Below are 21,225 nucleotides of genomic sequence, written 5' to 3' on the forward strand. Positions count from 1 at the left end.
CGGGGCGGTCCGGTAACGCCAGCGGGTAGGCGGCGATGATGAGCTGTGTCCCCACGGCGAAACAGGCAGTCGGTGAACGCGGGGTCGGTGGTGATCGACTCGCGTCGCCGCGTTCTGTCGTCCCTTCTCGCTGTACAGCTGGTGCTCTATTCGGCCGCGTTCATCGCATCCTGGGCCGACACGAACGGTGCCGGGGCCATGGGTGAGATGTGGGCCGCAGTGGTCGCTGCGGTGGGATTCGTCGCGATCCTGTCTCGTCGACCAGGCCCGGTGCGGCAGGTGATCGCCATTGTGTGTGCGGCACTGGCTCCAGCGCTGACGATGCTGACCCATCAGAATCTCGCTGCCCAGGTGTGGGCGTTGATTCCCGCGATGTTTCTGGCGCTCTACCTGCGCGCGACGTATCCCGTCGTCGTGGCACGGGTCCTGTGCGTGGCGTTGGCTCTGCTGTCGGCCACGGCGCTGCTGCTCGCGCCTGCCCCGGCACCGATGCTGTGGGGCGCGCTCTACGTCGTGTGCATTCTCGCTGCCGCCGAGGTGTTCGGCGCTCTCGGCGCCGCCCTGATCGCAGGCGCTCTCCGTGACCCGCTCACCGGGGTGTTCAACCGCGCCGGTGCCGTCGACGCGGCGACGAATCTCGCTGCCCGAGCGGCTCGTCGATCGGAGAACATCGCCGCGATCGTGTTCGATGTCGACCACTTCAAAGCGGTCAACGACAGGGACGGCCACGCTGCGGGCGACCGTATACTCATCGGGCTCGCCGACACACTGACCGAGAAAGTACCGGCCGGAAGTGTGATCGCCCGGCTCGGCGGCGACGAGTTCATCGTCCTCGTCGCCGGCCTCGACGCGGTGCAGATCGACGCTCTCGCGCAGGAACTCGTCGACGGGCATGTCGTCTCGGTCACGTACGGCATCGCCGTCGGTTCCCCCGGACCCGACGTACTCGAGGCGCTGACCCAGGTTGCCGACGCCGACATGTACCGCCGAAAGATGCTGCGCCGCAGGCGCTGACAGTGCTCGGTCAGGGCAGGATGGAATCGACGTAACCGCCGTCGACCCGCAGAGCGCCGCCGGTGGTGGCCGACGCCTGATCCGAGCTCAAGTAGACGATCATGTTGCCGACTTCCTCGGGCTCGATCAGTCTGCCTATCAACGAGTTCGGGCGATGGTTCTTCATGAACGTCGCCTGAGCCTGGTCCCACGGGAGGTCGTCGCCGACGAGCTCGGCCACGAAATCCTCCACCCCGCCGGTATGGGTGGGGCCGACGATGACGGAATTGACCGTAACTCCGGTCCCGGCAGCAGCTTTGGCGAATCCGCGACTCACGGCCAGCAACGCGGTCTTGGTCATGCCGTAGTGGATCATCTCCTCGGGAATGACCACGGCGGAGTCGCTGCAGATGTTCTGCACTCGGCCCCAACCGAATTCCATCATCCCGGGCAGGTAGGTGCGGATCAGGCGGACGGCCGAGAGCACGTTGACCTCGAAATAGCGACGCCATTCGTCGTCGTCGATCTCGAGGGCGGGCTTGGATCCGAAGATGCCGAGGTTGTTGACGAGGATGTCGACCGCGGGGACGCGCGCGGTGAGTTGCTCGACGCCCTGGGCGGTGGCGAGGTCGGCGGCGACGCCGATGACGCGCGCGCCCGGAACGGTGTCGAGTATCTGCTGCTCGGCTTTGTCCACGGTGGCCTGCGAGCGCCCGTTGATCACCACGCGGGCACCCGACTGTGCAAGCGACGTAGCGATCGCCAGCCCGATTCCCTGCGTGGAGCCGGACACCAGGGCGGTACGTCCGTCGAGATCTATGTGCATGGATCCTCCTCGTCGTGTTCGTTGTGAGCCTACGCCGTTATAGCGCGTATGCAACTAATTTGGGATTAGCACTCTCGGGCGTCGGGTGCCAAAATGGAGAGGCATACTTTCGTGCAACAAACCCCAGCTCAGCGAGCCTGAGGAAGGAGAGAACAGTGACAGTGACATCCCCCGACTTCGACGCTCACGACATGGATGACGTGCCGCCGCGGTGGTGGAATCGACATATTCGCACCCGGACGCAGGTGACCGAGATTGCCGTGATGTTCGGCGCTCTGTCGATTGTGTCGTTCTGGGCCGCCGGCCTCGGCATCGCAGCCGGCCTGATCGCCATCGCGTCTGCGCTGTGGGCGGATCGAAGCCCGGATCTCTCCGGGGCGCGCGCCGAACGCAGCGATACCGCGCTCGCCATCGGCACCGGAGCGGTCGGCGTTCTCATCGGTCTCGGCTTCCTGTTGATGGTGCTGCCGCACTGGTGAGGTAAGGATTCGTGGCGAGAGCCGGTCGACGACGCGTCGGCCGGCTCTCGTCGTCTTCGGCAACATTTCGGTAAGTATCTGCGACGGTCCGTTGCACTAACGGGATTTATATGTGACGCTCTGTAGCGTAAAGATTGTTCGGGACGCAGGCGGAAGGACCACCATGACTGCAGTCGACGACGCACGAACGCACTACCGAGACACCTTGCACTCCTTGTCGACGGCATCGGTGCATCAGCACTTCGACGCTTTCCTCGACATTCCCTGGGACGAGCCCGAATACGCGATCGTTCCCAACGATCCCCGGTGGGTACTCCCGGACGAGGATCCTCTCGGTCACACCGATTGGTACAAGTCGCTTCCCCTGGATCGGCAGATCCACATCGGCATGTATCGCCAGGCCAGCATGGTCAAGGTAGGCCTGCAGTTCGAGCAGATCCTCATCAGCGGCCTCATGCAGTACGCCCTGACGCTGCCCAACGACTCACCGGAATTCCGGTACTCGACGCACGAGGCCACCGAAGAGTGCCACCACACCCAGATGTTCCAGGAGCTGGTGAACCGCATCGGCATCGACGTGCCGGGTGGACCCGGATGGTTCCGCAAGATCGTGCCGATGCTCACGGTGTTCGCCAGCCGCTCGGCACCGTTCGGATTCTTCGTCGGCGTCCTCGCGGGCGAAGAGCCGATCGACCACATGCAGAAGGGCGTTCTGCGCGGAGGCTCAGTCGGCCACCCGTTGGTCCAGCGCGTCATGCAGATCCACATCGCCGAGGAAGCGCGCCACATCGGCTTCGCGCATCAGTACCTTCGGTACAAGGCACCTCGCCTCGGTCCCTTCGAGAAGGCGTCGATCTCGATTCTCACGCCCGTCATCATGCGGTTGCTGTGCGACGTCATCATGAAGCCGAGCAAGCAGATGCGACGCGAACTCGACATCCCCGACGAGGTAGTGGACGCCGTGTGGTGGAACAGTGAATCGTCACGAAAGGCATTGCGCGACAACTTCGGTGACGTCCGCATGCTCGCCGGCGAACTGGGACTGATGAACCGCGTCTCCAAGCGCGTGTGGCGCGCCCTCGGAATCGACGGACGGCCGTCGCGCTACCGCAGTGAGCCCTCGTTCGGCTGAGCTGCCCGGGGACCGGTGACAGATTCGAGAGGGACTTGGGGTATCGCGATTCCGCGTGATGCCCCAAGTCCTTTGACCTGCAGCCAGATGGTGTCGGCCAGGAACGTCGCGAAATGATCCAGGCCGGTGCGTGATTCGGTTTGCGCGCTCCAGCTGCGCACCGCGCCCATGCATCCGGAGACCAGGCCCGCGACCCACGGCCGCACCAGCGACCAATCCTCCGGCGACAGATCCGCATTCACCAACGCGAGGAACGCCGCGACGCTGACCTCCAGCTGCTCGGCGAGCAGTGCGTTGGTCTCCTCGAGCGGACTGGGCGACTCGGCACTGACGTCCTGCTCGACGAACCGCGTCCACGCGGGATGCTCGGCGACCCAGCGGACGTAGGTACTCACCACCCGATGCACCACATCGCGGGGAGTGCCGGTCAACGCGAACGAGGCGACCAGCGCAGCGCTCAACTGCTTGCAGATGGCACGCTGAATCGCGGTGTCGAGATCGGTGCGATCGTTGAAATAGCGGTAGAGGCCGGTGCGATGAACGCCCGCCTCGGCCGAGATCTGTGCAGTGGTCAGCCGCTCCCCGGGAGCGATGTCACGGGCCAGTACCGTCATCGCGGCCTCGATGATGTGGCGTCGACGATCGGTGTTGTGCTGTTCCCACCGCCGCTTGCGGCCATCGGCCTTCGGGCGTGCGCCACCGTCACTCATGCTGCATGGTCTCATGTTCGACGGGCGGCTGTGGGCGCGTTGGGGTTCGGAGGTCACTCGTGCGGGGGTTCACCGGTGACCTTGTGGTCGGCAAAATTGAGGCCCTCACGCACCAGCCGAGCGAGGTGCCCGTCGGCGAGGTTGTAGATGACGTTGCGCCCGTCGCGGCGAGTCTCGACCAGACCGGTGAACCGAAGCTTGGCCAGATGTTGGCTGACGGCAGTGCGGGAGGTGCCGGTGGCCGCGGTGAGCTCGCTGACGTCGGCGGGGCCGCGATCGAGTAGCCAGAGTATGTGCAGCCGAGTGGGATCGGACAGCATTCGGAACGTGTCGGTTGCCGTCGCCAGTCGCGCGGAATCGGGTCGTGCCTCGTGATGGAGACTGATGCGCTGTTCCTTCTTCGGTGGCATCGAGGTGTCTCCTTTGTGGACGGCGTCTCCTCATGCGGAGGCGGCGACCGGGATTCGGGAGCGACTCCACAGGCGTGCTGCGGACAGTGCCGCAAGTGTAGCCAAGGCAGTGAGCACCGTCGCCGCGGCGAGCAGTCCGAATTGCGCCCCGACCCAACCGGCCAACGGATACGTGAGCAGAAACGCCGCGTGGGACAGGGAGAACTGAGCGGCGAAGATCGAGGTTCGGCTGTGTTCGTCCGACTCTCGGCGCAAGATCCTCGCCGACGGCGTGTTGATCAGCGAAGTGCCGATACCCAGGATCGACCACGTGATCGCCAGAGCGGTCCATGCAGTCGGCCCGCCGCCGAGGGTGGCGACGAGTGCTGCGGCTGCGGTGCCGACGACAGCGACGGCGGCACCGGCGAGCATGAGGCGATGGTCGGAGATCCGCTCGAGGGCTCTCGGAACGAGCAGCGCCGCCGCCATCGACCCCGCACCGAAACAGCCGAGGGCGATGGCCAATTGGGTGCTCGAACCGCCGAACAGATCACGCACGTACACAACGGTATTGACGAGTACGAGAGCCGTGGCTGCGGCGACCACGATGTTCAGTGCCAGCAGACCCTGGAGTTCCCGCTGCCGGACGAACGTCGCTATGCCGTCGAGTGGTTTCTTGTGTTGTGGTGCAACGTATCTCGGAAGGGCTGTGCCGACCACCATTGCTGCGGAGGCGACGAACCCCACCGCCGTCCCGACGAACAGGGTGTGGAAGGTGACGACCGTCAGCAGCGCGGCGGCGATCAGCGGGCTCACCAGGGACTCGAGGTCGTAGGCCAGGTGGGAGAGCGTGAGCGCGCGGGTGTACTGCTGTGCGTCCGGCACGACGGACGGGATCACGGCCTGAAAGGTGGGTGTGAACGTGGCCGACGCCGCCTGCAGCACGAATATCAGGACGTAGACCTGCCACACCTGATCGACGAAGGGGAGCGCCAGCGCGGTGAGCGCTCGAATGGCGTCCGCGGTCACGAGGACGGTCTTGCGCGGCAGTGTGCTGGTCAGTGACGAAACGACCGGTGCCACAACCACATACGAGATCATCTTGATCGCCAATGCGGTACCGAGGACGGCTCCGGCGGCGCTTCCGGCGATGTCGTAGGCCAGGAGCCCGAGCGCCACCGTCAGCAACCCGGTGCCCACGAGCGCGACCACCTGTGCGGTGAACAGGCGTCGGAAAGTGTGATTGTGCCGAAGCATGCGTTCACTGTACATATGAGTGCGCACTTGCGCACTCATATGTTTTATTCAAGATGCACCGACGAACGCCACGCGATGGGGCTATTTTCGGTAGCGTCGTGTTATCGGCTCAATGAATATCCAGGGGTGGTCAATGGCCGATCCACGCACGTATCCAGTGGGGCACCTGGCGCGCGCCATCGACCAGCTGCCGTCGATGATCGGATACTGGGACAGCTCGGAGCGCAACGTCTTCGCCAACAAGGTCTATGCCGACTACTTCGGCATCGAGCCGGCGCGCCTGGTCGGTATGCACATCAGCGAGCTCCTCGGTGAGGGGCTGTACGAACTGAACAGGCCCTACATTTCCGGAGCTCTCGCCGGCGAGCAACAACAGTTCGACCGCACACTCATCGACGTCAACGGCGTCGTACGCGTCACCCAGGCCACCTACGTTTCCGACTTCGTCGACGGCGTCGTCGTCGGGTTCACGGAAATGGTCGTCGACGTCAGCGCTCGTGCCGAGGCAGAACGCGAACGCGACCGTGCCGTGCGCCTCTTCCAGATCGCGATGGAGTACGCACCAATTGGCAAAGCGCTACTGACAACCGACGGCCGCTGGCTGCAAGTGAACAAAGCGCTGTGCGATCTCCTCGGATACACCTCGGAAGAACTGCTGCAGAAAACTTTTCGAGACCTCACGCATCCCGACGACATCGCGATGGCAGACGAACACCTTGCCGGTTTGGCCGACGGGACGCTCACCAGCGTGGCATCGGAGAAGAGATACATCCGCAAGGACGGAGCCACGATCTGGGTCCAGCGGAACGCCACCGTGGTACGAGACAACGACGACGGCGACATCATCATCGCGCAGATCCAGGACATCACCGCACGCAAAACTGCCGAGGCGGCACTCGAGCGCCAACTGTTGATCGACGACCTGACCGGCCTGGCCAATCGCCGACGGTTGATGGCAGAACTTCAGGCCCTCAAGGAAGCCGCCGACGAGAACCCGGTCGGAATCCTGTTCGTCGACATCGACTCCTTCAAATCCGTCAACGATCGATACGGCCACGCAGTAGGCGACCGACTGCTCGCCGCCATCGGAGCCCGCATCCGCGCCAACCTCCGCGCCGGAGACATCGCCTGCCGCACCGGAGGCGACGAATTCGTCGCTCTGCTGCGTAGCTCCCGATCGGCCGACGGCGTCGAACGCCTCGCCGCCCGAGTGCGAATGCTATTGGCCGGCCCCTACCTCATCGAGGGTGTTCCGGTACCCGCATCGGTCAGCGTCGGATGGAGCTGGGACAAACCCGTCAGCCCCGAAAAATTACTGCACATCGCGGACGAACGCATGTACTCGTCGAAACGACGCTGACCCATTCGACCGGCTCCCCGACGTGCGGCTGACCCCTCGTGCGGCTCCCCATTGCGGATCAATGTGGCTTGCAGTCGCTTGGAGTGCAACAAAGTCGCATTGATCCGTCGGTAGGGGGGGTGAGCGGGGCGGCGGGGAGGTGCGGACCGGATTGTTCGCGTCTGCGTCGTCTGCACGGCGTCGACCCGCCCGAAGGGTGCGGACTACGCGAGCACCACTTCCACGCCACTGTCACGGAAGGCCTCGATCTGCTCCGGCGCGGCATCGGAATCGGTGATGAGCGTGGTGCCCGGAGGAATCGGGGCCCAGGCGTGAAAGGGCTTCTGGCCGAGCTTGGTCGAATGCGCCAGGATGTAGGTCGTCGTGGCACGTTCCATCATCAACTCCTTGAGTTGAGTCTGCTCGTAACCCGCTTCGCAGATCCCGAAATCGGCGGCGACGGCGTCGGCACCGAGGAACGCCCGATCGAAGGACACTCGTCGCAGCGACGCCTCGGCGAGAGGACCGACGAAACCCTGGCTCAGGTGCCGTAATGTGCCGCCGATGCACTCGACGTGCACCTCGTCGGCGTCGGCCAACGCCTCGAGCGCCGTCAATCCAGCCGCGATGACGGTGAGGTCGACGGCATGACGCAGATACTCCGCCATGGCACCGACCGTCGTTCCCGCGTCGAGCAGGACGGTTTCCCCGGGCTGCACGTACTCCGCGGCCTTGGCCGCGATGAGCCGCTTGGCCTCGTATCCCTCGAGGGAGCGTTGCTTCACCGACGCCTCGTGACGGCTGCCGATGGCAATGGCCCCGCCGTAGGTGCGGGCCAGAAGCCCCTGCTTGGTGAGGTGATCGAGATCGCGCCTGATGGTCGAGGCCGTCACCTGGAACAGTGACGACAGCTCGTCGACGCTGGTGAGGCCACCGGACTTGGCCAGCCGGACGATTTCGCCGCGCCGCGCTTCCGATGCTCGCACCTACTACCCCCTCGTCAGCCCAGTAATGCTGGGCTCGTTGCCAATTCGGCGGCCTGCCGCAGGGCTTCGACCATGCTACCGGCTTCGGCGATGCCCTTACCTGCAATATCGAACGCAGTGCCGTGATCGACGGAGGTGCGGATGACCGGCAGTCCGACGGTGATGTTGACGCCTGCCTCGATTCCGAGCACCTTGACCGGGCCATGACCCTGGTCGTGGTACATCGCGACGATCAAGTCGTAATCGCCACGGCCGGCCAGGAAGAACGCGGTGTCGGCGGGCAGCGGGCCCACCGCATCGATGCCGTCGGCCTTCAACTTCTCGACGGCAGGCACGATCTTGAGGTCCTCCTCGCCGTAACCGAACAAGCCGTTCTCGCCGGCATGCGGATTGATGCCACACACACCGATTTTCGGGTTCGGAGTGCCCGAGCGGACGAGGGCCTCATGTCCGCGTCGAATGGTTCGCTCGACGAGTCCCGGCTCGATCTTCGCGACGGCGTCGAGCAGACCGATGTGCGTGGTGACGTGAATGACCTTGAGCTTGGGCGTGGACAACATCATCGACACCTCCTCGGTGCCGGTGAGGTGGGCCAGCAGCTCGGTGTGGCCCGGGAAGATGTGCCCGGCGGCGTGCAGGGCCTCTTTGTTGAGCGGGGCGGTGCAGATGGCCTGGACTTCACCTCTCACGGCGAGTTCGCTCGCAACGCGGATGTAGTGGAACGCGGCGTCGCCTGCCACGGCCGACAACTGCCCCCACTGGAGGTCGTCGGGAAGCAGGCCGAGATCGATCACGTTGATGCGCCGCGGGCTGAACTGTGCGGCATCGACGGTGTCGATCGTGACGATGTCGACGTCCACCCCGAGAACCTGAGCGGCCAGGCGCAGCCGCGGCGCATCGCCGATGACGACAGGCTGGCACCGCTCGAGCGTTGCCGGATCGATCATGGCGGGCACGATGACCTCGGGGCCGATGCCCGCGCCGTCGCCCATGGTTACCGCGATGTACGGCCGAAGTGCTGTGGTCATGTCAAAGCCTCACTGTGAGAAGAAGAAAGCGTACGAGCAGTGCCGTGTAGGTACGCGGCCATTGCGACGAGACTGTCCGGGCCGCCGAAGCTCCCGGGGCGGGTGGCGACGTATTCGCCTGCGGGTGTGCGGGATACGACCGCCCCGTGATGGATTTCGGCAACCGGACGAAGGGCGGTGACACCCAGGCCGTCGAGCACCCGGCGGGCGGTTTCCCCGCCGGTGAGTACGAGACTCACCGAGAGCCCGCGAACGGCCTCGGCGACCGTGCCGGCGAGCGCCTGGGATATGTCGGCCGAGCGCGACGCGTCCACCGGCCCCGCCAGGGACAGCACCACCGTTCCGTTGGACAGGGCGCTGCGCACCCTGTCTGCGCAGGCGTGGGTCTGCGGCAACTCGTCGACGTGGACGGCGACGTGCGTTGCACCGGCGTCGACCAACTCCGATACTTGCTGCATCGCAACCGATTCGGCGGTTCCGACGACGACGAGAACCGAATCCTGGGTCACTGCCGCAGCGTCGCGATATCGAGGATCGAGGGTACGCGCCACGGCCGCCGCCAGTGCCGAGGTGCCGACGAGTCGGACACCCGGAATGTTCGCCGACACCGCCACGATGGCGTCGAGGTCTGCATCGGACCGGACGTCGAACACTGCCACTGCGCCGGAATCGACTGCAGCACGAAGTGCTTCGGGGCCCTGGTCGGCTGCGACGGCGACAGTGGGGACTCGTCCGAAGAGCTCGGTGATCGAGGACGGGGCCTCGGTGGGCTCCATGGCCCACCGGCCGCTGAGATGCAGCGGAACGCCGTCGATGTGAGGGATGCCGTTCTCGACGGTGCGGCCGAGAGCGGGAAGCCCGGCCGCGAACACGACGGGGCCCGTGGCGAGCAGCGATTCGACCTCGGCGGCAATGTGTCCGCGCAGCATCGAATCGATCTTCTTCACGACCGTGACGTGCGACGGCAGCAGTGCGATGGACTCACGTACGCGGGCCGCGGCCTCGTCGGGGGACATGACTCGGGTGCCGAGATCGACGACGCAGACGTCGGTGTCGGTGCCGTCGTCGATGCTCCCGATGTCGATTCGCAGTGACACGTCACGATCGAGGAACAGTGCGGCCGATTCTGCTGCACCCGACAGGTCGTCGGCGAGAATGGCGATGGCGGGGCGCTGCGGGATGGTCATCGTGCGCTCACCCCTTCGATTCTGCGCTGTGTGCGCACTTCAAGGTAACACTATTGCGTGTTTCACGCAGCTTCATAGCGATGTTCCTGCGCACTGGACGATCGTCTGCCCGGTGATGCTGCGTCCGTGCGGGGACAGCAGGAACGCGACAGTCTCGGCGACTTCCTCCGGATCGATGAAATGACCTAACGGCGGCGTGATCGGAGGGGTGGAGACGCGTCCGGGATCGTTGAGCATCGGTGTGTCCGTCGGGCCCGGCGCGACAACGTTGACGGTGATTCCGCGCGAGACCAACTCCATGGCCCACGAGCGGGCCATGCCCGTCAACGCGGACTTGGTGGCGACGTACTGGCTCTTGCCTGCCACCCCGGTCATCGTCCTGCTGCCGATCATGACCACTCGACCGCCGTCGACCATTCGAGGTGCCAGCCCGTTCACCAGAATCTCGGCCGCCGCCACGTGCACCCGCCACATCTGCTCGCTGTGTGCGGGATCGAGCGCGCCGAGCCGCCCCGAACGCTGGACTCCCGCGGCATGGACGATCGAATGGGGGTCGGGCAGTCGGTCGACGACGGCAGAGACCGCCGCACTGTCGGCCAGATCCACGCCGATCCACCGATGTGGTCCGTCGTCCTCGAAGCCGGTCGCAGGCCGAGAGCGGCTCAGGCCGGTCACCTGCCAACCGCGCTCGGACAGCGTCCGAGCGATCGATGCACCGATGCCGCTGCTCACTCCGGTCACGACGGCATGCAATGAGGATGTCACCGGCCGTCACCGATCCAGGTCGGCTCGAGCCGAACGTACTTGATGGCCTGGCGAAAATACGTGTACGCAACGTGAATTCGGCCGTCGGGGCCGTACACGATCGACGGGTACGAGAACTCGCGGTTCGACCCATCCCTGGAGTTGTTCGTCAAGCAGTACCCATCGCCCTCGTCGAGATTGCGCCGAACCGGCCAGGTCACGCCACCGTCGGACGAGAGTGCCAGCGTCATCGGGGCGCGCGGTGCGCCCCAGAATGCTGCGCGGTCGTCACCGTCGTCGAGAGGACTCTCGGAGGCGTCGGTGCCCTCGGCCAGTCCGTCGTCGTCGATCTCGTCGTAGAGCGACACGCGGCGGTCGGTGGCGTCGAGCGCGGAGGAGTGGTTGTACACGAGCGCGAGGGTTCCGTCGCCGTGCCCGACGGCCTGAATGGAGGAGTTGTTGTTCGGCAGCTCGGTGGCGACCGGGTCGCTCCACGTCTCGGCGTCGTCCGTCGAGACGCTTCGGTAGATGTGATCGGCCCAGCGGCTACGGTACAACGCCACCAGCGAACCGTCTTGTTGCACAACGATGTTCATGTGGACGCATCCGAGGCTGCCTGGCACGACGACCTCACGCCATGTCGCACCGTCGTCGTCGGAGATCAGGACCCCGCTGTAGTCGCGATCGCCCACCCACTTGCGTCCCTCGATCTTGACGCAGTGAAAGACCGGCAGCAACAGGCGTCCCGATGCCAGCTGTACGACGGGTTGCCGGACGAACACGCCACCCGCGTCGGTCTCGGGAACCAACACGTGCGTCTCGCCCCATGTCGATCCGCCGTCGGACGAGATGCGACGCAGCACCCGTGCGGTGTCCTGATTGCCGGCGTGCTGAGAAGTCCACAGCAACCAGACCTCACCCGAATCACGAACGAACAGAACGGGGTTCTGCTCGGAACGGGTGCCGTCGTCGGACAGCTGGATCGGGGTGCTCCACTGCTGTTGTTCGGCATCGAGGCGCGAGAACCAGACACTGATGTCGGGAACACCCTCCTGCGTGCCGGCGAACCACACACATGCCAGGGCCCCGTCGGGCAGGATCGCCAGGTTCGCCGCATGATTCTGCACCTGCGGGGCAGGGAGGAACGCGTCGGATCGACCGGGCTCGGACGTCGCACGCAGGGTGCCGTCGGCGAGGAGGTCGCCGGGGGTGAGGAAGCTCGTGTTGCTCATGTTCTACCTCTTCTCTCTCAGGAAGTGAGAGTGACCGAAGCCATGTCGTAGGAGTTGGTGGGCCGCAGATCGATTCCGTCGATGCGATTGCGTCGGGCGATGACCGTCTTGGGTACGAACGACCACAGGCACGGCCACGTCTCCCAGATCTGACGCTGCGCCTGCGCGAGTGTCTCGTTGCGGGTGACGCTGTCGGCATCCTCGGAAGCCTTGGCGATCAGTGCGGTGATCTCGGGAAAGATGTAGCCGTGATACGTATCTCGGGTCTCTTCCTTCGCGGCAGTGCCCGCGTACATACCCTGCATGATGGTGACCGCGAGTCCGGTGGGGCTGGGGAAACCGTTGCCGAGAATGTCCCAGTCGCCCGCCTTGCCCTGACGCCACGTCGAGATGTCGCCGCCCGGCTCGAACTGCTGCAGGGTCGCACGGACGCCGACTGCGGACAGCATCTGCAGGACCGACTCCATGATGTCGGTGTCGGCAGCGAATTCACCTGTCTCCCAAATGATCTTCACTTCCAGGTCTTGCACTCCGAGCGCGTCGAGCTCCTGGCGTGCGCGCTGTGGATCGTAGACGTACTCACCGGTCTCGATCGCGCCGGTCAGAATGCCGGGGACCACGCCGCGGGACGGAGTTGCCGCACCCTGCATCACCTGGTCGATCAACGCATTCCCGTTGATCGCGTAGCTCAGTGCTCTACGGACGCGCGGATCGGCCAGTGGGTGCCCGGCCGGTTTGCGGAAGTTGTAGAAGAGCTGGTTGAGGCGCACCCCGTCGGTGCGTTCTACCGTGACGCCGGCCAGGCCCGAGAGCTGATCGGCGGCGTCCGGGGTGATGGCGTCGATGACATCGACTTCGCCGCTGCGCAGAGAGACGACGCGATTGGACTCGTCGGGAACGAAACGTACGTTGACCGAATCGACCGAAGCCGGCGTGCCCCAGTACTTCTCGTTACGCGCCAGCGAGTAGTTGCCGGTACCGCGGTCTGCGTCGGTGACCACGAACGGCCCGGTACCGACGCCACCCTGCAGATCCTCGGGGACGTTGTCCTCAGCGGGAGTGATCAGAATGTTCGACATCAGGTAGTCCAGGACCGGGATGGGGCGCTGCGTGTCGAGCGTGAACGTCGAGTCGTCGATCTTGCCGACGGTGGGCCACTCGGGGAAGAAGGTGCCCACGAACCCACCGGTGACCTGGCTGTACATGCGCAGTGCCGTGTCGACATCCTCCACCCGAACCGGGCGACCGTCGGAATAGGCGATACCCGGTCGCAGATGCACCAGCCATCGCGTCGGTGCGACCAGCTCGAAGCTGTCGGCCAGGACGAGCTGCACTGCCAGCGCAGAATCGATGGTGGTCAGGGCCTGGCGGATCGAGCGCTGAACGGTCAGAGCGGCGTCGAACTGCAGAAGCTTGTTGTCCAGGCTCACCATGGATCGGTTCATCGCGAGGCTGACGGTGTCGGGGCCGGGACGACCGGTAGGAGTTGCGCAGGCGCTCACGCCGCCGAGCGAAAGCCCGGCTCCGAGTATCAGACTCGTGCGGAACAGTGACCGTCGTGAAAAGCGCTGGTTGGCAAAGCTTTCGGTCATCGTTGACCTCTCGGGACTGTCACATCGAAATGTGGATGTCGGTTCGGGTCTCGTAGACCCGCGTCGACGAAAGTGATCGTGGACACAACCGGACTGTACTACGAAATGCTTGAAATGCGCAGAAAAATATTGCCAGTTGCGCAAAACGCGCATGAGTGCAATTGTGAGCTGAGTTACAACAAGGCAGTGTTATCGAAAGGTCGACGATGACCCAGGTAAGACCACAATCGCAGGTGGGTCGATGACCCAGCTCACCGCCAGCCCGCCGAGTGTGCCGAAGGCCAAGGCCGATTCCGTGCTGCCCGCATTTCTCGCTGCGCCCATGGCGCGCTACGTGGTGCGGCGACTCGGGCAGAGCCTGCTCACCATCTTCCTGACGCTCACCACGGTGTTCGTGCTCATTCGCATGGCTCCCGGCGACCCGGCCTACTCGATGGCCGGCCCGCTCGCCAGCACGGAAGACCTCGCGCAGATCCGCACCAATCTGGGCCTGGACCAGTCGATCTTCACTCAGTACGCGCTGTACCTGAAGGGCCTGTTCACACTCGACCTCGGTACCTCGTACTCCTTCCAGGCACCGGCACTCGACGTGGTTCTGCAGCGCATTCCGTACACGATCACCCTGGCCTTCGCCGCCATCCTGCTGACCACCGTGGTGTCGATTCCCCTGGGCATCTGGATGGCTCGCCGCGCCGACACCCGACGCGAACTCGGCGCGAACGTCGTCACGATCGCCGGTCAGTCGATGCCGGACTTCTGGACCGGCCTGATGCTGCTGACGTTCTTCGCCGTATTGGTTCCCGTACTCCCCGCAGCCGGATTCACCAGCTGGTCCTCGCTGATCCTGCCCGCCGTCACCGTGGCCATCCTGCAGATCGCCCTGATCTCCCGCATGGTCCGACGCGAGATGGTCAACGCCTACGCCTCCCCGTACGTCACCGTCGCCCGATCGAGAGGCGTCACCGAACGCGAGATCACCTGGCGCTACGCCCTACGCAACTCGTCGATCCCCGTCGTCACCGCACTGGGCACCAGATTCGCATCGATGCTCAACGGCGTCGTCGTGGTCGAGGTGGTCTTCGCATGGCCGGGCGTGGGTTCACTCGTGGTTCGCGCCCTCGAAACCAGGGACTACCCGCTGATCCAAGCCACCGTTCTGGTCACCGCAGTGCTCGCTGTTCTGGTGCAACTGGCCGTCGACCTCTGCTATCCGCTCCTCGATCCACGCGTTCGCCTCGGGAAGGCAGCAAACTGATGACAGTCGTCGACAAGCCAACGGACACTCCACGTCCCAGCGCCGTCACCGCGAAGGACTTCGCATCGGCGGGTGCCACCCGTCGCCGACGCGACAGCCGCGTCAAGATCTGGATCGGCACCGCGTGTGCACTCGTGGTCATTCTCCCGGTCGCCTTCGCGCGGGTGCTGCCCCTCGACTCGCCCGATGCCACCGACCTCGGTCAACGTCGGCTCGCGCCGCTGACCGACGGACATCTGTTCGGCACCGATCAACTCGGCCGAGATTTGCTGGCGCGCGTCCTCTACGGCGGACAGGTCTCGCTCACCGTGGGAATTCTGGCCGTCATCGTCTCCGGTCTCATCGGACTGACCCTGGGATCACTGGCAGGCTTTCTCGGCGGCTGGGTGGACGCGACGGTCTCCCGCCTGCTCGAAGCTCAGCTGTCACTGCCACTTCTGATGATGCTGCTGCTCGTCGTCGCCCTGTTCGGTCCGTCGATTCCGGTCATCACCTTCGTCATCGCCATCGCGCAGTGGCCCGAAATCGCCCGTCTCACGCGATCACTGGTGCTTGTGGAGCGGGAGAAGCCCTACATCGCCGCGGCTCGGGTGCTCGGCCTCGGCCGCATCGCCATCCTGCTTCGCCACGTCGTTCCCAACATCATCAAGCAGGCGTCGCTCGTGGTTCTGCTGTTGCTGGCGCAGGCCGTGCTGCTCGAAAGCGCGTTGAGCTACCTCGGTGCCGGGCCGCAACGTCCGTTCGCCACCTGGGGTCGCATCATCTCCGACGGCCAGGACTACATCACCACCTCGTGGTGGCTCGTCACCTTGCCCGGCCTGGTCATCGTGCTCCTCGTCGTCGGAGTCAACCTGCTCGGCGACGGACTTCGAGACCGTCCCGCCGGATCGGGCCTGCTGCGAATGTTCTCCCGCACGAACAAGAAAGGGCGTGCCTGAGACATGGGCAATCTACTGAAGGTCGACGAACTGCAGATCGAGTTGGTCACCGACAAGGGCCTCATCAGAGCCGTCGACGGTGTCTCGTTCTGCATCGAAGCAGGAGAGACGGTGACCATCATCGGTGAATCGGGCTCCGGCAAGTCCACGACTGCAATGGGCATCCTCGGGTTGCTGCCGTCCGATCTGGCGGTGCTGTCCGGATCGGTGACGTTCAAGGACACCGAGATACTCGGAAAAGACAAGGAGCTTTGCGGAATACGAGGCAAGCACATCGCACTGATCCCGCAGGATCCGATGACGGCTCTGAGTCCGGTGCACACCATCGGCAGTCAGCTGCGCGAAGCCGTTCGGCACAGTGGGGTATCGGGTCGATCCGAACAGACCAAGCGCTGCATCGAACTGCTCGAACAGGTCCGCATACCCGACCCCGCAACACAATTGGACAAATACCCACACCAGATGTCCGGCGGCATGCTGCAACGAGTACTGATCGCCGGCGCATTGGCCTCCGGGCCGGAGCTCATCGTCGCGGACGAGCCGACCAGTGCGCTCGACGTCACCGTGCAGGCAAGCATCCTCGATCTGCTGCTCGAACTACAGGAGCGCACCGGCATCGGCATGCTCGTCATCACCCACGATCTCGGCGTTGCCCGGTTGATGTCCGATCGGATCTACGTCATGAAAAGCGGTGTGTTCGTGGAGAACGGTGGAGCCGAGGAGCTCGTCAACGCTCCCAAGAGCCCGTACACGAAGAATTTGCTCGACGCGATCCCGCAGTTGGGGCCCTGGAACGAGAAGGTGGAGGCCTCGGTATGAGCGCACCATTGTTGTCGGTGGAGAACCTCGTCGTCGAATACCCGGTCGGTAACGGCGTGTTCAGAGCCGTCGACTCGGTGAGTTTCTCGGTGGAGAGGGGCAAAACCGTTGCTGTAGTGGGTGAATCGGGCTGCGGCAAATCGACGATCGCCAAGTCGATCGTACGGTTGTTGACGCCCACGTCGGGATCGATCATGGTCGACGGCACGGACATCGCGCAGATGTCCGAAAAAGCACTGCGACCCTTCCGCTCTCGCGTCCAGATGGTCTTCCAGGATCCCTACGGCTCACTGGATCCGCACCTCACTGCCGTCGATATCGTCGGAGAACCGCTTCGGCTCAAAGGTATTCGAAGCAAGTCCGAACGCGCGACCAGAGCAGCAGAACTGATCGACCGCGTCGGGTTGCCGAGCACTGCCCTGACTCGTCGACCAGCCGAGTTCTCTGGCGGACAGCGTCAACGAATCGGTATCGCCCGCGCACTGGCGTCGGGACCGGAGATCCTCGTGTGCGACGAGGCCACCAGCGCGTTGGACGTCTCCGTTCAGGCCCAGGTGCTGGAATTGCTGCGCGAGATCCAGCAGCAGACGGGACTGACCTACGTGTTCATCTCGCACAACCTCGGCGTCGTGCGCGAAATCAGCGAGACGGTCGTCGTCATGTCCAAGGGACGCATCGTCGAACGCGGTGACACCGAGGAAGTACTCGCGCGACCGAAGCAGCCGTACACCCGCGCGCTGCGAGCGGCAGCTCTCGACCCCTCGACGATGACAGGAACCAAACCGCGACATATCGTTTCGCGGCTCGCCAAGACTGGAGTAACCGCATGATCGCGCTGGATATCTCACCCCTCGTCCTGGGAACGATGACGTTCGGCGATACCGTCGACGCATCCGGGGCGGCCAAGATGGTGGACGCTGCCCTGGACGCCGGCATCACCCATATCGATACCGCGAACGGCTACGCGGGCGGTGAATCGGAGCGGATTCTCGCTGACCTTCTCGCCACTCGCCGTGATCGCGTCACGCTCGCCACCAAGGCCGGTATGCCGCACCCCGACGCCGACGGCAACAGCCCGCTGTCTCCGAAAGGGTTGCGACTCAGCATCGATGCCAGCCTGTCGCGGCTGGGCACCGACTACGTGGACCTGTTCTATCTGCACCAGCCAGACCGTGCGACTCCCTTGTCCGACACTCTTGTTACGGTCGCCGAGCTGGTGTCCGAAGGAAAGATCAGAGCCCTCGGTGTCTCGAACTTCGCTGCCTGGCAGATCGGTGAAGTCAATCGGGTAGCGGACGACGTGGGTGCGCCCCGACCCGTTGTGGCGCAGCAGTTGTACAACCTGCTCGCCCGTCGGATCGAAGAAGAGTACGTGGAGTTCGCGGCCGTCACAGGTCTGATCACGATGGTCTACAACCCGCTCGGCGGCGGGCTCCTCACCGGCAAACACGCTGCGGGAGTGCAACCGACCGATGGCCGGTTCGGAGATTCGCGCCTGGCTACGATGTACTGCGAACGATACTGGAACACTGCAATATTCGACGCCATCGCCCAGCTCGGTACCGTGGCAGACAATGCCGGAATGCCGCTGACCGAGCTGGCTCTACGATGGCTGGTGTCCAAGCCCGCGACCGGACCGGTGTTGCTCGGCGGCTCCAAAGTGGAGCATCTCGAATCGAACATCGCCGCCCTCGGACGCGGGCCGCTCCCCGGCGACGTGGTCGCAGCATGCGACGAGGTCGGCGCGGCTCTGCGCGGACCGATGCCGAACTACAACCGCTGAGAGGCTTTTCAATGACTGCACAGGAATTCGCCGCCCGCGTACGCAACCGCGAACAGATCCTCGGGTATTGGTCGGTCATCGACAGCCCCGTCTCCACCGAATGGCTCGCCCATGTGGGGTGGGACTACATCGCACTCGATCTGCAGCACGGCCTGATCGGATACTCGGGCATGCTGGCAGGAATCACCGCTATCGACGCCGCACAGGGACCGGCCGCTCTGGTGCGCGTCGAAGCCAACAACGCCACGGTGATCGGCCGGGCCCTCGACGCCGGTGCAGCGGGAGTCATCGTGCCCCTCATCGACACTGCCGAAGACGCTGCCGCCGCAGTAGCAGCAGCTACCTACCCGCCCGAAGGCATCAGGTCCTACGGTCCGATGCGCTCCCAACTACGCATCGGACCCAACCCCTCCGATGCCAACCGCGATACCGTCGTCCTCGCGATGATCGAGACACCTCAGGGCCTGGCCAACGTCGAAGAGATCTGTGCCGTCCCCGGTCTGGACGGCGTCTACGTAGGGCCATCGGACCTACGCCTGGCCGTCGGAGGGTCCTCGCCGAGCGACCCATCAGTGGACGAAGAATTCGACGCCGCCATCGTCCGAGTCCAGAAGGCCGCCGCGGCAGCGGGCATCACCGCAGGGATTCATACCGCATCGGGAAGCATTGCTGCGCAACGACTTGCCCAGGGCTACACGTTGGCCACCGTTGCATCCGACCTGACGCACCTCAAAGCCGTGTCGGCCGAGCACCTAGCGGCGGCGCGGGGATAGGCCCACGCTTCTTGCGCGAATCGACCCGATACGCGAGATAGAGATACAGAAAGCCGGTGACGGTGCCGCCGAGACATCCTGCTGCAATATCGAGGGCGGTGGATCCTGAGTCGATCGTGAAGTGGAGCAGGAGGAACCCTATTGCGACGGCCGGGACGAGTGCCAGGGCGTTGATGTAATCGGCGCGAGTTGCGCCGCACTTCTTGCTCAACGCGCCGGTCATGACCCACTCGCGAAATGGCTTCTGCATCTCAGGCTCCTCGTATGGGTCTGATTTGTCCCGTTCAGCCAGGATACCGGAGAGTTGGTTTAGGTAGGGTTCGAGTTGTGCGCGCTGTTGTCTTCCTCGCTGTACTCGCGATCATCTACAAGTGGCCGGTGTTCGGAGACAGCCCCGGCCACTGGTCGGCCCTGAGTCAGGGAATCATGTTCGGCGCGATCATCTGCACCGTCGCTACTCCTGCGGGATGGAAGGCCATCCGGCGAATAGACGGACGGATGCGGTCTTAGGTTGATGCCCGTGGGGCGGCGTTGGTCCGGATTGCGCCGCAAACGCGAGCGCATTCGTCAGGTGCGTGCGGATTCGTCGCCAATTTCGACCGCCAGAGAGGGCCATTCGACGAAAGCGCGCGCGTTTGCGGCGGGGTGCAGTCCCGTTTCGTGACTCGGCCGGAGCAGTTCGGCGTGGGCGTCCGTTGCCTCTCAATCCACCTGAATTGGGTGCAGATAGCCGCGCTCACAGCGCGGCCAGCTGCACCCGATTCGAGGGTCGAGAGGCCATATGTTTGGGTGAGTCCCATGGACTGGGTCGGCAGAGAGCTGTGCGTGGCCGCGGGGAGCGGGGCAGTCGCGTCTGCGGTCCTCATCGCACCGGTCATCGATGGCAGGTGGTTGGATCTGACTCTCCCAGCCGTACTCGGTGCAATCGGTGGGCTGCTGGTGGGATTCGCGGCGGTGGTCGGCGGAAAGTACGCACTGAAGACTGCGGTGCCGTGGCCACCGAGCGGTCGAAAACAATGGCGACACAGATTTGCCCTGTGCACTGCGGCAGTGGTGACACTGTTCGTTGCCGGGCTCTTGGCATGGGCGAGCGTTTCCTCGGCGATGGTCGCGTCGGACAGCGCGGAGCCGCCGATACAGCTGATGGTGGCGATTGCGTTGACTGCAATCAGTTATGTATTTGCGTACTTCCTTGCGCCCGAGGTCAACTGACTCCGGCTGGAGCGGTTCAGTTCGATTCGGTGAGCGAGCCACAGGTCAGCCTCATTTGCAGGCCTCGTGATCGTCGAACGCGCCCACAAATCTGCAGGCAACATCACGCGGGACTCTCCACTGATTGTCGTATCGGATAAAGGGAATCGGTCCGACGGGGTAACCCTCCATACTTCGGACCATCCCGACACCCATGGCCTCGACCGAATCGGGACCGGTTGTAGCGACGGTTGTGAATTCGATGTGTTGCGGTTACGGCTGAGCGCCCCAGGCGCGTGCGAGCCGCACGTTGTTCTCGGCCGGCCCGTCGAACAATCGAGCTCGATCTTCTTCGCGAATCGAGTAGTCCACGCTCGCTGCGAACAGAGCCGTCAACTGGGCTGCGGTAGGTAGATCATCGGTGATGGGCGGCGGCGGAGAGGCGAATTGCGTCGGTCTGACCGATGCGACTGGCGACTTCGGCTCGTCCACCTCGACGGGGGAGCAGGCGCAGGCAAGGAACACCACGGCGACCGCGCTCACTCCGACAAGTTTCACCGGCCCAGTATGGA

Annotated in this window: 24 protein-coding genes; 12 read left to right on the plus strand and 12 right to left on the minus strand. The window is 64.4% G+C overall.

Translation table 11 applies throughout. From position 1 onward, the window contains the following. Window positions 1-72 precede the first annotated feature (72 nt). Window positions 73-1,014, plus strand: a complete 942-nt coding sequence (locus K414_RS0108240; RefSeq protein ID WP_161631786.1) for a GGDEF domain-containing protein — start codon at window positions 73-75, stop codon at window positions 1,012-1,014. Between the two features lie 10 nt (window positions 1,015-1,024). On the opposite strand, the gene K414_RS0108245 is transcribed toward K414_RS0108240, so the two are convergent. Further along, window positions 1,025-1,819, minus strand: a complete 795-nt coding sequence (locus K414_RS0108245; RefSeq protein ID WP_027495517.1) for an SDR family oxidoreductase — start codon at window positions 1,817-1,819, stop codon at window positions 1,025-1,027. Window positions 1,820-1,974: 155 nt separating this feature from the next. Here K414_RS0108245 and K414_RS26395 point away from each other — a divergent pair, with 155 nt between their 5' ends. Next, a complete protein-coding gene (locus K414_RS26395; RefSeq protein WP_141215110.1) occupies window positions 1,975-2,298 on the plus strand; it encodes a hypothetical protein in 324 nt (107 codons plus the stop codon). A gap of 163 nt (window positions 2,299-2,461) precedes the next feature. Continuing rightward, on the plus strand, window positions 2,462-3,430 hold the full coding sequence (locus tag K414_RS0108255; protein WP_027495518.1) for a diiron oxygenase: 969 nt from the start codon (window positions 2,462-2,464) through the stop codon (window positions 3,428-3,430). Here the strand turns inward: K414_RS0108255 and K414_RS28170 are convergent. The 3 genes from K414_RS28170 to K414_RS0108270 are packed head-to-tail and all read right to left on the minus strand — an operon-like array spanning window position 3,403 to window position 5,786. Beyond that, on the minus strand, window positions 3,403-4,140 hold the full coding sequence (locus K414_RS28170) for a TetR/AcrR family transcriptional regulator (RefSeq protein ID WP_051365006.1): 738 nt from the start codon (window positions 4,138-4,140) through the stop codon (window positions 3,403-3,405). The genes K414_RS0108255 and K414_RS28170 overlap by 28 nt on opposite strands. Before the next feature lie 53 nt (window positions 4,141-4,193). Then, window positions 4,194-4,550: a metalloregulator ArsR/SmtB family transcription factor gene (locus tag K414_RS28870; RefSeq protein WP_027495519.1), complete on the minus strand. Its 357-nt coding sequence runs from the start codon at window positions 4,548-4,550 to the stop codon at window positions 4,194-4,196. Window positions 4,551-4,580: 30 nt separating this feature from the next. Continuing rightward, on the minus strand, window positions 4,581-5,786 hold the full coding sequence (locus K414_RS0108270; protein WP_027495520.1) for an MFS transporter: 1,206 nt from the start codon (window positions 5,784-5,786) through the stop codon (window positions 4,581-4,583). A gap of 133 nt (window positions 5,787-5,919) precedes the next feature. On the opposite strand from K414_RS0108270, the gene K414_RS26405 reads away from it, so the two are divergent. Then, on the plus strand, window positions 5,920-7,146 hold the full coding sequence (locus tag K414_RS26405) for a sensor domain-containing diguanylate cyclase (protein WP_027495521.1): 1,227 nt from the start codon (window positions 5,920-5,922) through the stop codon (window positions 7,144-7,146). Window positions 7,147-7,349: 203 nt separating this feature from the next. Here K414_RS26405 and K414_RS0108280 read toward each other — a convergent pair whose 3' ends face one another. From K414_RS0108280 to K414_RS0108305, 6 genes are all read right to left on the minus strand, one after another. Then, on the minus strand, window positions 7,350-8,111 hold the full coding sequence (locus tag K414_RS0108280; RefSeq protein WP_027495522.1) for a DeoR/GlpR family DNA-binding transcription regulator: 762 nt from the start codon (window positions 8,109-8,111) through the stop codon (window positions 7,350-7,352). A 14-nt stretch (window positions 8,112-8,125) separates the two neighbouring features. Beyond that, entirely contained in the window at window positions 8,126-9,139 is a 1,014-nt protein-coding gene (pdxA, locus tag K414_RS29545) for a 4-hydroxythreonine-4-phosphate dehydrogenase PdxA (RefSeq protein WP_027495523.1), read from the minus strand. Then, the gene (locus K414_RS29550; protein ID WP_051365007.1) at window positions 9,136-10,326 is read right to left on the minus strand and encodes a four-carbon acid sugar kinase family protein; all 1,191 of its coding nucleotides are present in this window, start codon (window positions 10,324-10,326) and stop codon (window positions 9,136-9,138) included. The genes pdxA and K414_RS29550 overlap by 4 nt, the downstream gene beginning before the upstream one ends. Window positions 10,327-10,398: 72 nt before the next feature. Then, window positions 10,399-11,091, minus strand: a complete 693-nt coding sequence (locus K414_RS0108295) for an SDR family oxidoreductase (RefSeq protein WP_027495524.1) — start codon at window positions 11,089-11,091, stop codon at window positions 10,399-10,401. Then, on the minus strand, window positions 11,088-12,302 hold the full coding sequence (locus tag K414_RS0108300) for an exo-alpha-sialidase (protein ID WP_027495525.1): 1,215 nt from the start codon (window positions 12,300-12,302) through the stop codon (window positions 11,088-11,090). Before K414_RS0108300 ends, K414_RS0108295 begins: the two co-directional genes overlap by 4 nt. A 17-nt stretch (window positions 12,303-12,319) precedes the next feature. After that, a complete protein-coding gene (locus K414_RS0108305; RefSeq protein WP_027495526.1) occupies window positions 12,320-13,894 on the minus strand; it encodes an ABC transporter substrate-binding protein in 1,575 nt (524 codons plus the stop codon). A 322-nt stretch (window positions 13,895-14,216) separates the two neighbouring features. Here K414_RS0108305 and K414_RS0108310 point away from each other — a divergent pair, with 322 nt between their 5' ends. The 6 genes from K414_RS0108310 to K414_RS0108335 are packed head-to-tail and all read left to right on the plus strand — an operon-like array spanning window position 14,217 to window position 19,462. Continuing rightward, the gene (locus tag K414_RS0108310; RefSeq protein ID WP_027495527.1) at window positions 14,217-15,149 is read left to right on the plus strand and encodes an ABC transporter permease; all 933 of its coding nucleotides are present in this window, start codon (window positions 14,217-14,219) and stop codon (window positions 15,147-15,149) included. Beyond that, a complete protein-coding gene (locus K414_RS0108315) occupies window positions 15,149-16,087 on the plus strand; it encodes an ABC transporter permease (protein WP_027495528.1) in 939 nt (312 codons plus the stop codon). Before K414_RS0108310 ends, K414_RS0108315 begins: the two co-directional genes overlap by 1 nt. A gap of 3 nt (window positions 16,088-16,090) precedes the next feature. Continuing rightward, window positions 16,091-16,906 (plus strand): ABC transporter ATP-binding protein, encoded by an 816-nt coding sequence (locus tag K414_RS26415; RefSeq protein WP_051365008.1) that lies wholly within the window; start codon window positions 16,091-16,093, stop codon window positions 16,904-16,906. Next, window positions 16,903-17,736, plus strand: a complete 834-nt coding sequence (locus K414_RS26420; RefSeq protein WP_051365009.1) for an ATP-binding cassette domain-containing protein — start codon at window positions 16,903-16,905, stop codon at window positions 17,734-17,736. The genes K414_RS26415 and K414_RS26420 overlap by 4 nt, the downstream gene beginning before the upstream one ends. Then, the gene (locus K414_RS0108330; protein WP_027495529.1) at window positions 17,733-18,689 is read left to right on the plus strand and encodes an aldo/keto reductase; all 957 of its coding nucleotides are present in this window, start codon (window positions 17,733-17,735) and stop codon (window positions 18,687-18,689) included. The genes K414_RS26420 and K414_RS0108330 overlap by 4 nt, the downstream gene beginning before the upstream one ends. A gap of 11 nt (window positions 18,690-18,700) precedes the next feature. Beyond that, window positions 18,701-19,462 carry an aldolase/citrate lyase family protein gene (locus tag K414_RS0108335; RefSeq protein ID WP_027495530.1) on the plus strand — a complete coding sequence of 254 codons (762 nt, stop codon included), beginning with the start codon at window positions 18,701-18,703 and terminating at the stop codon, window positions 19,460-19,462. On the opposite strand, the gene K414_RS0108340 is transcribed toward K414_RS0108335, so the two are convergent. Beyond that, on the minus strand, window positions 19,419-19,712 hold the full coding sequence (locus tag K414_RS0108340) for a hypothetical protein (protein ID WP_027495531.1): 294 nt from the start codon (window positions 19,710-19,712) through the stop codon (window positions 19,419-19,421). The genes K414_RS0108335 and K414_RS0108340 overlap by 44 nt on opposite strands. Window positions 19,713-19,789: 77 nt before the next feature. On the opposite strand from K414_RS0108340, the gene K414_RS0108345 reads away from it, so the two are divergent. Beyond that, entirely contained in the window at window positions 19,790-19,972 is a 183-nt protein-coding gene (locus tag K414_RS0108345) for a hypothetical protein (protein WP_027495532.1), read from the plus strand. A 288-nt stretch (window positions 19,973-20,260) separates the two neighbouring features. Next, entirely contained in the window at window positions 20,261-20,674 is a 414-nt protein-coding gene (locus tag K414_RS0108350; RefSeq protein ID WP_027495533.1) for a hypothetical protein, read from the plus strand. A 252-nt stretch (window positions 20,675-20,926) separates the two neighbouring features. On the opposite strand, the gene K414_RS29555 is transcribed toward K414_RS0108350, so the two are convergent. Then, window positions 20,927-21,211 (minus strand): hypothetical protein, encoded by a 285-nt coding sequence (locus tag K414_RS29555; protein ID WP_237606157.1) that lies wholly within the window; start codon window positions 21,209-21,211, stop codon window positions 20,927-20,929. Window positions 21,212-21,225 lie beyond the last annotated feature (14 nt).

It is taken from the genome of Rhodococcus sp. JG-3, from assembly GCF_000482405.1.
Lineage (GTDB): Bacteria > Actinomycetota > Actinomycetes > Mycobacteriales > Mycobacteriaceae > Rhodococcoides > Rhodococcoides fascians.

What these genes read in the sequence shown, in the direction of transcription:
- K414_RS26415 (WP_051365008.1), top strand. Translation starts at nt 16,091, where the DNA reads ATGGGCAATCTACTGAAGGTCGACGAACTGCAGATCGAGTTGGTCACC.
- K414_RS0108300 (WP_027495525.1), bottom strand. Translation starts at nt 12,302, where the DNA reads ATGAGCAACACGAGCTTCCTCACCCCCGGCGACCTCCTCGCCGACGGC.
- K414_RS0108245 (WP_027495517.1), bottom strand. Translation starts at nt 1,819, where the DNA reads ATGCACATAGATCTCGACGGACGTACCGCCCTGGTGTCCGGCTCCACG.
- pdxA (WP_027495523.1), bottom strand. Translation starts at nt 9,139, where the DNA reads ATGACCACAGCACTTCGGCCGTACATCGCGGTAACCATGGGCGACGGC.
- K414_RS28170 (WP_051365006.1), bottom strand. Translation starts at nt 4,140, where the DNA reads ATGAGTGACGGTGGCGCACGCCCGAAGGCCGATGGCCGCAAGCGGCGG.
- K414_RS0108330 (WP_027495529.1), top strand. Translation starts at nt 17,733, where the DNA reads ATGATCGCGCTGGATATCTCACCCCTCGTCCTGGGAACGATGACGTTC.
- K414_RS0108255 (WP_027495518.1), top strand. Translation starts at nt 2,462, where the DNA reads ATGACTGCAGTCGACGACGCACGAACGCACTACCGAGACACCTTGCAC.
- K414_RS26405 (WP_027495521.1), top strand. Translation starts at nt 5,920, where the DNA reads ATGGCCGATCCACGCACGTATCCAGTGGGGCACCTGGCGCGCGCCATC.
- K414_RS0108305 (WP_027495526.1), bottom strand. Translation starts at nt 13,894, where the DNA reads ATGACCGAAAGCTTTGCCAACCAGCGCTTTTCACGACGGTCACTGTTC.
- K414_RS0108310 (WP_027495527.1), top strand. Translation starts at nt 14,217, where the DNA reads ATGGCGCGCTACGTGGTGCGGCGACTCGGGCAGAGCCTGCTCACCATC.
- K414_RS0108350 (WP_027495533.1), top strand. Translation starts at nt 20,261, where the DNA reads ATGGACTGGGTCGGCAGAGAGCTGTGCGTGGCCGCGGGGAGCGGGGCA.
- K414_RS26420 (WP_051365009.1), top strand. Translation starts at nt 16,903, where the DNA reads ATGAGCGCACCATTGTTGTCGGTGGAGAACCTCGTCGTCGAATACCCG.
- K414_RS0108270 (WP_027495520.1), bottom strand. Translation starts at nt 5,786, where the DNA reads ATGCTTCGGCACAATCACACTTTCCGACGCCTGTTCACCGCACAGGTG.
- K414_RS28870 (WP_027495519.1), bottom strand. Translation starts at nt 4,550, where the DNA reads ATGCCACCGAAGAAGGAACAGCGCATCAGTCTCCATCACGAGGCACGA.
- K414_RS0108315 (WP_027495528.1), top strand. Translation starts at nt 15,149, where the DNA reads ATGACAGTCGTCGACAAGCCAACGGACACTCCACGTCCCAGCGCCGTC.
- K414_RS0108335 (WP_027495530.1), top strand. Translation starts at nt 18,701, where the DNA reads ATGACTGCACAGGAATTCGCCGCCCGCGTACGCAACCGCGAACAGATC.
- K414_RS0108340 (WP_027495531.1), bottom strand. Translation starts at nt 19,712, where the DNA reads ATGCAGAAGCCATTTCGCGAGTGGGTCATGACCGGCGCGTTGAGCAAG.
- K414_RS29550 (WP_051365007.1), bottom strand. Translation starts at nt 10,326, where the DNA reads ATGACCATCCCGCAGCGCCCCGCCATCGCCATTCTCGCCGACGACCTG.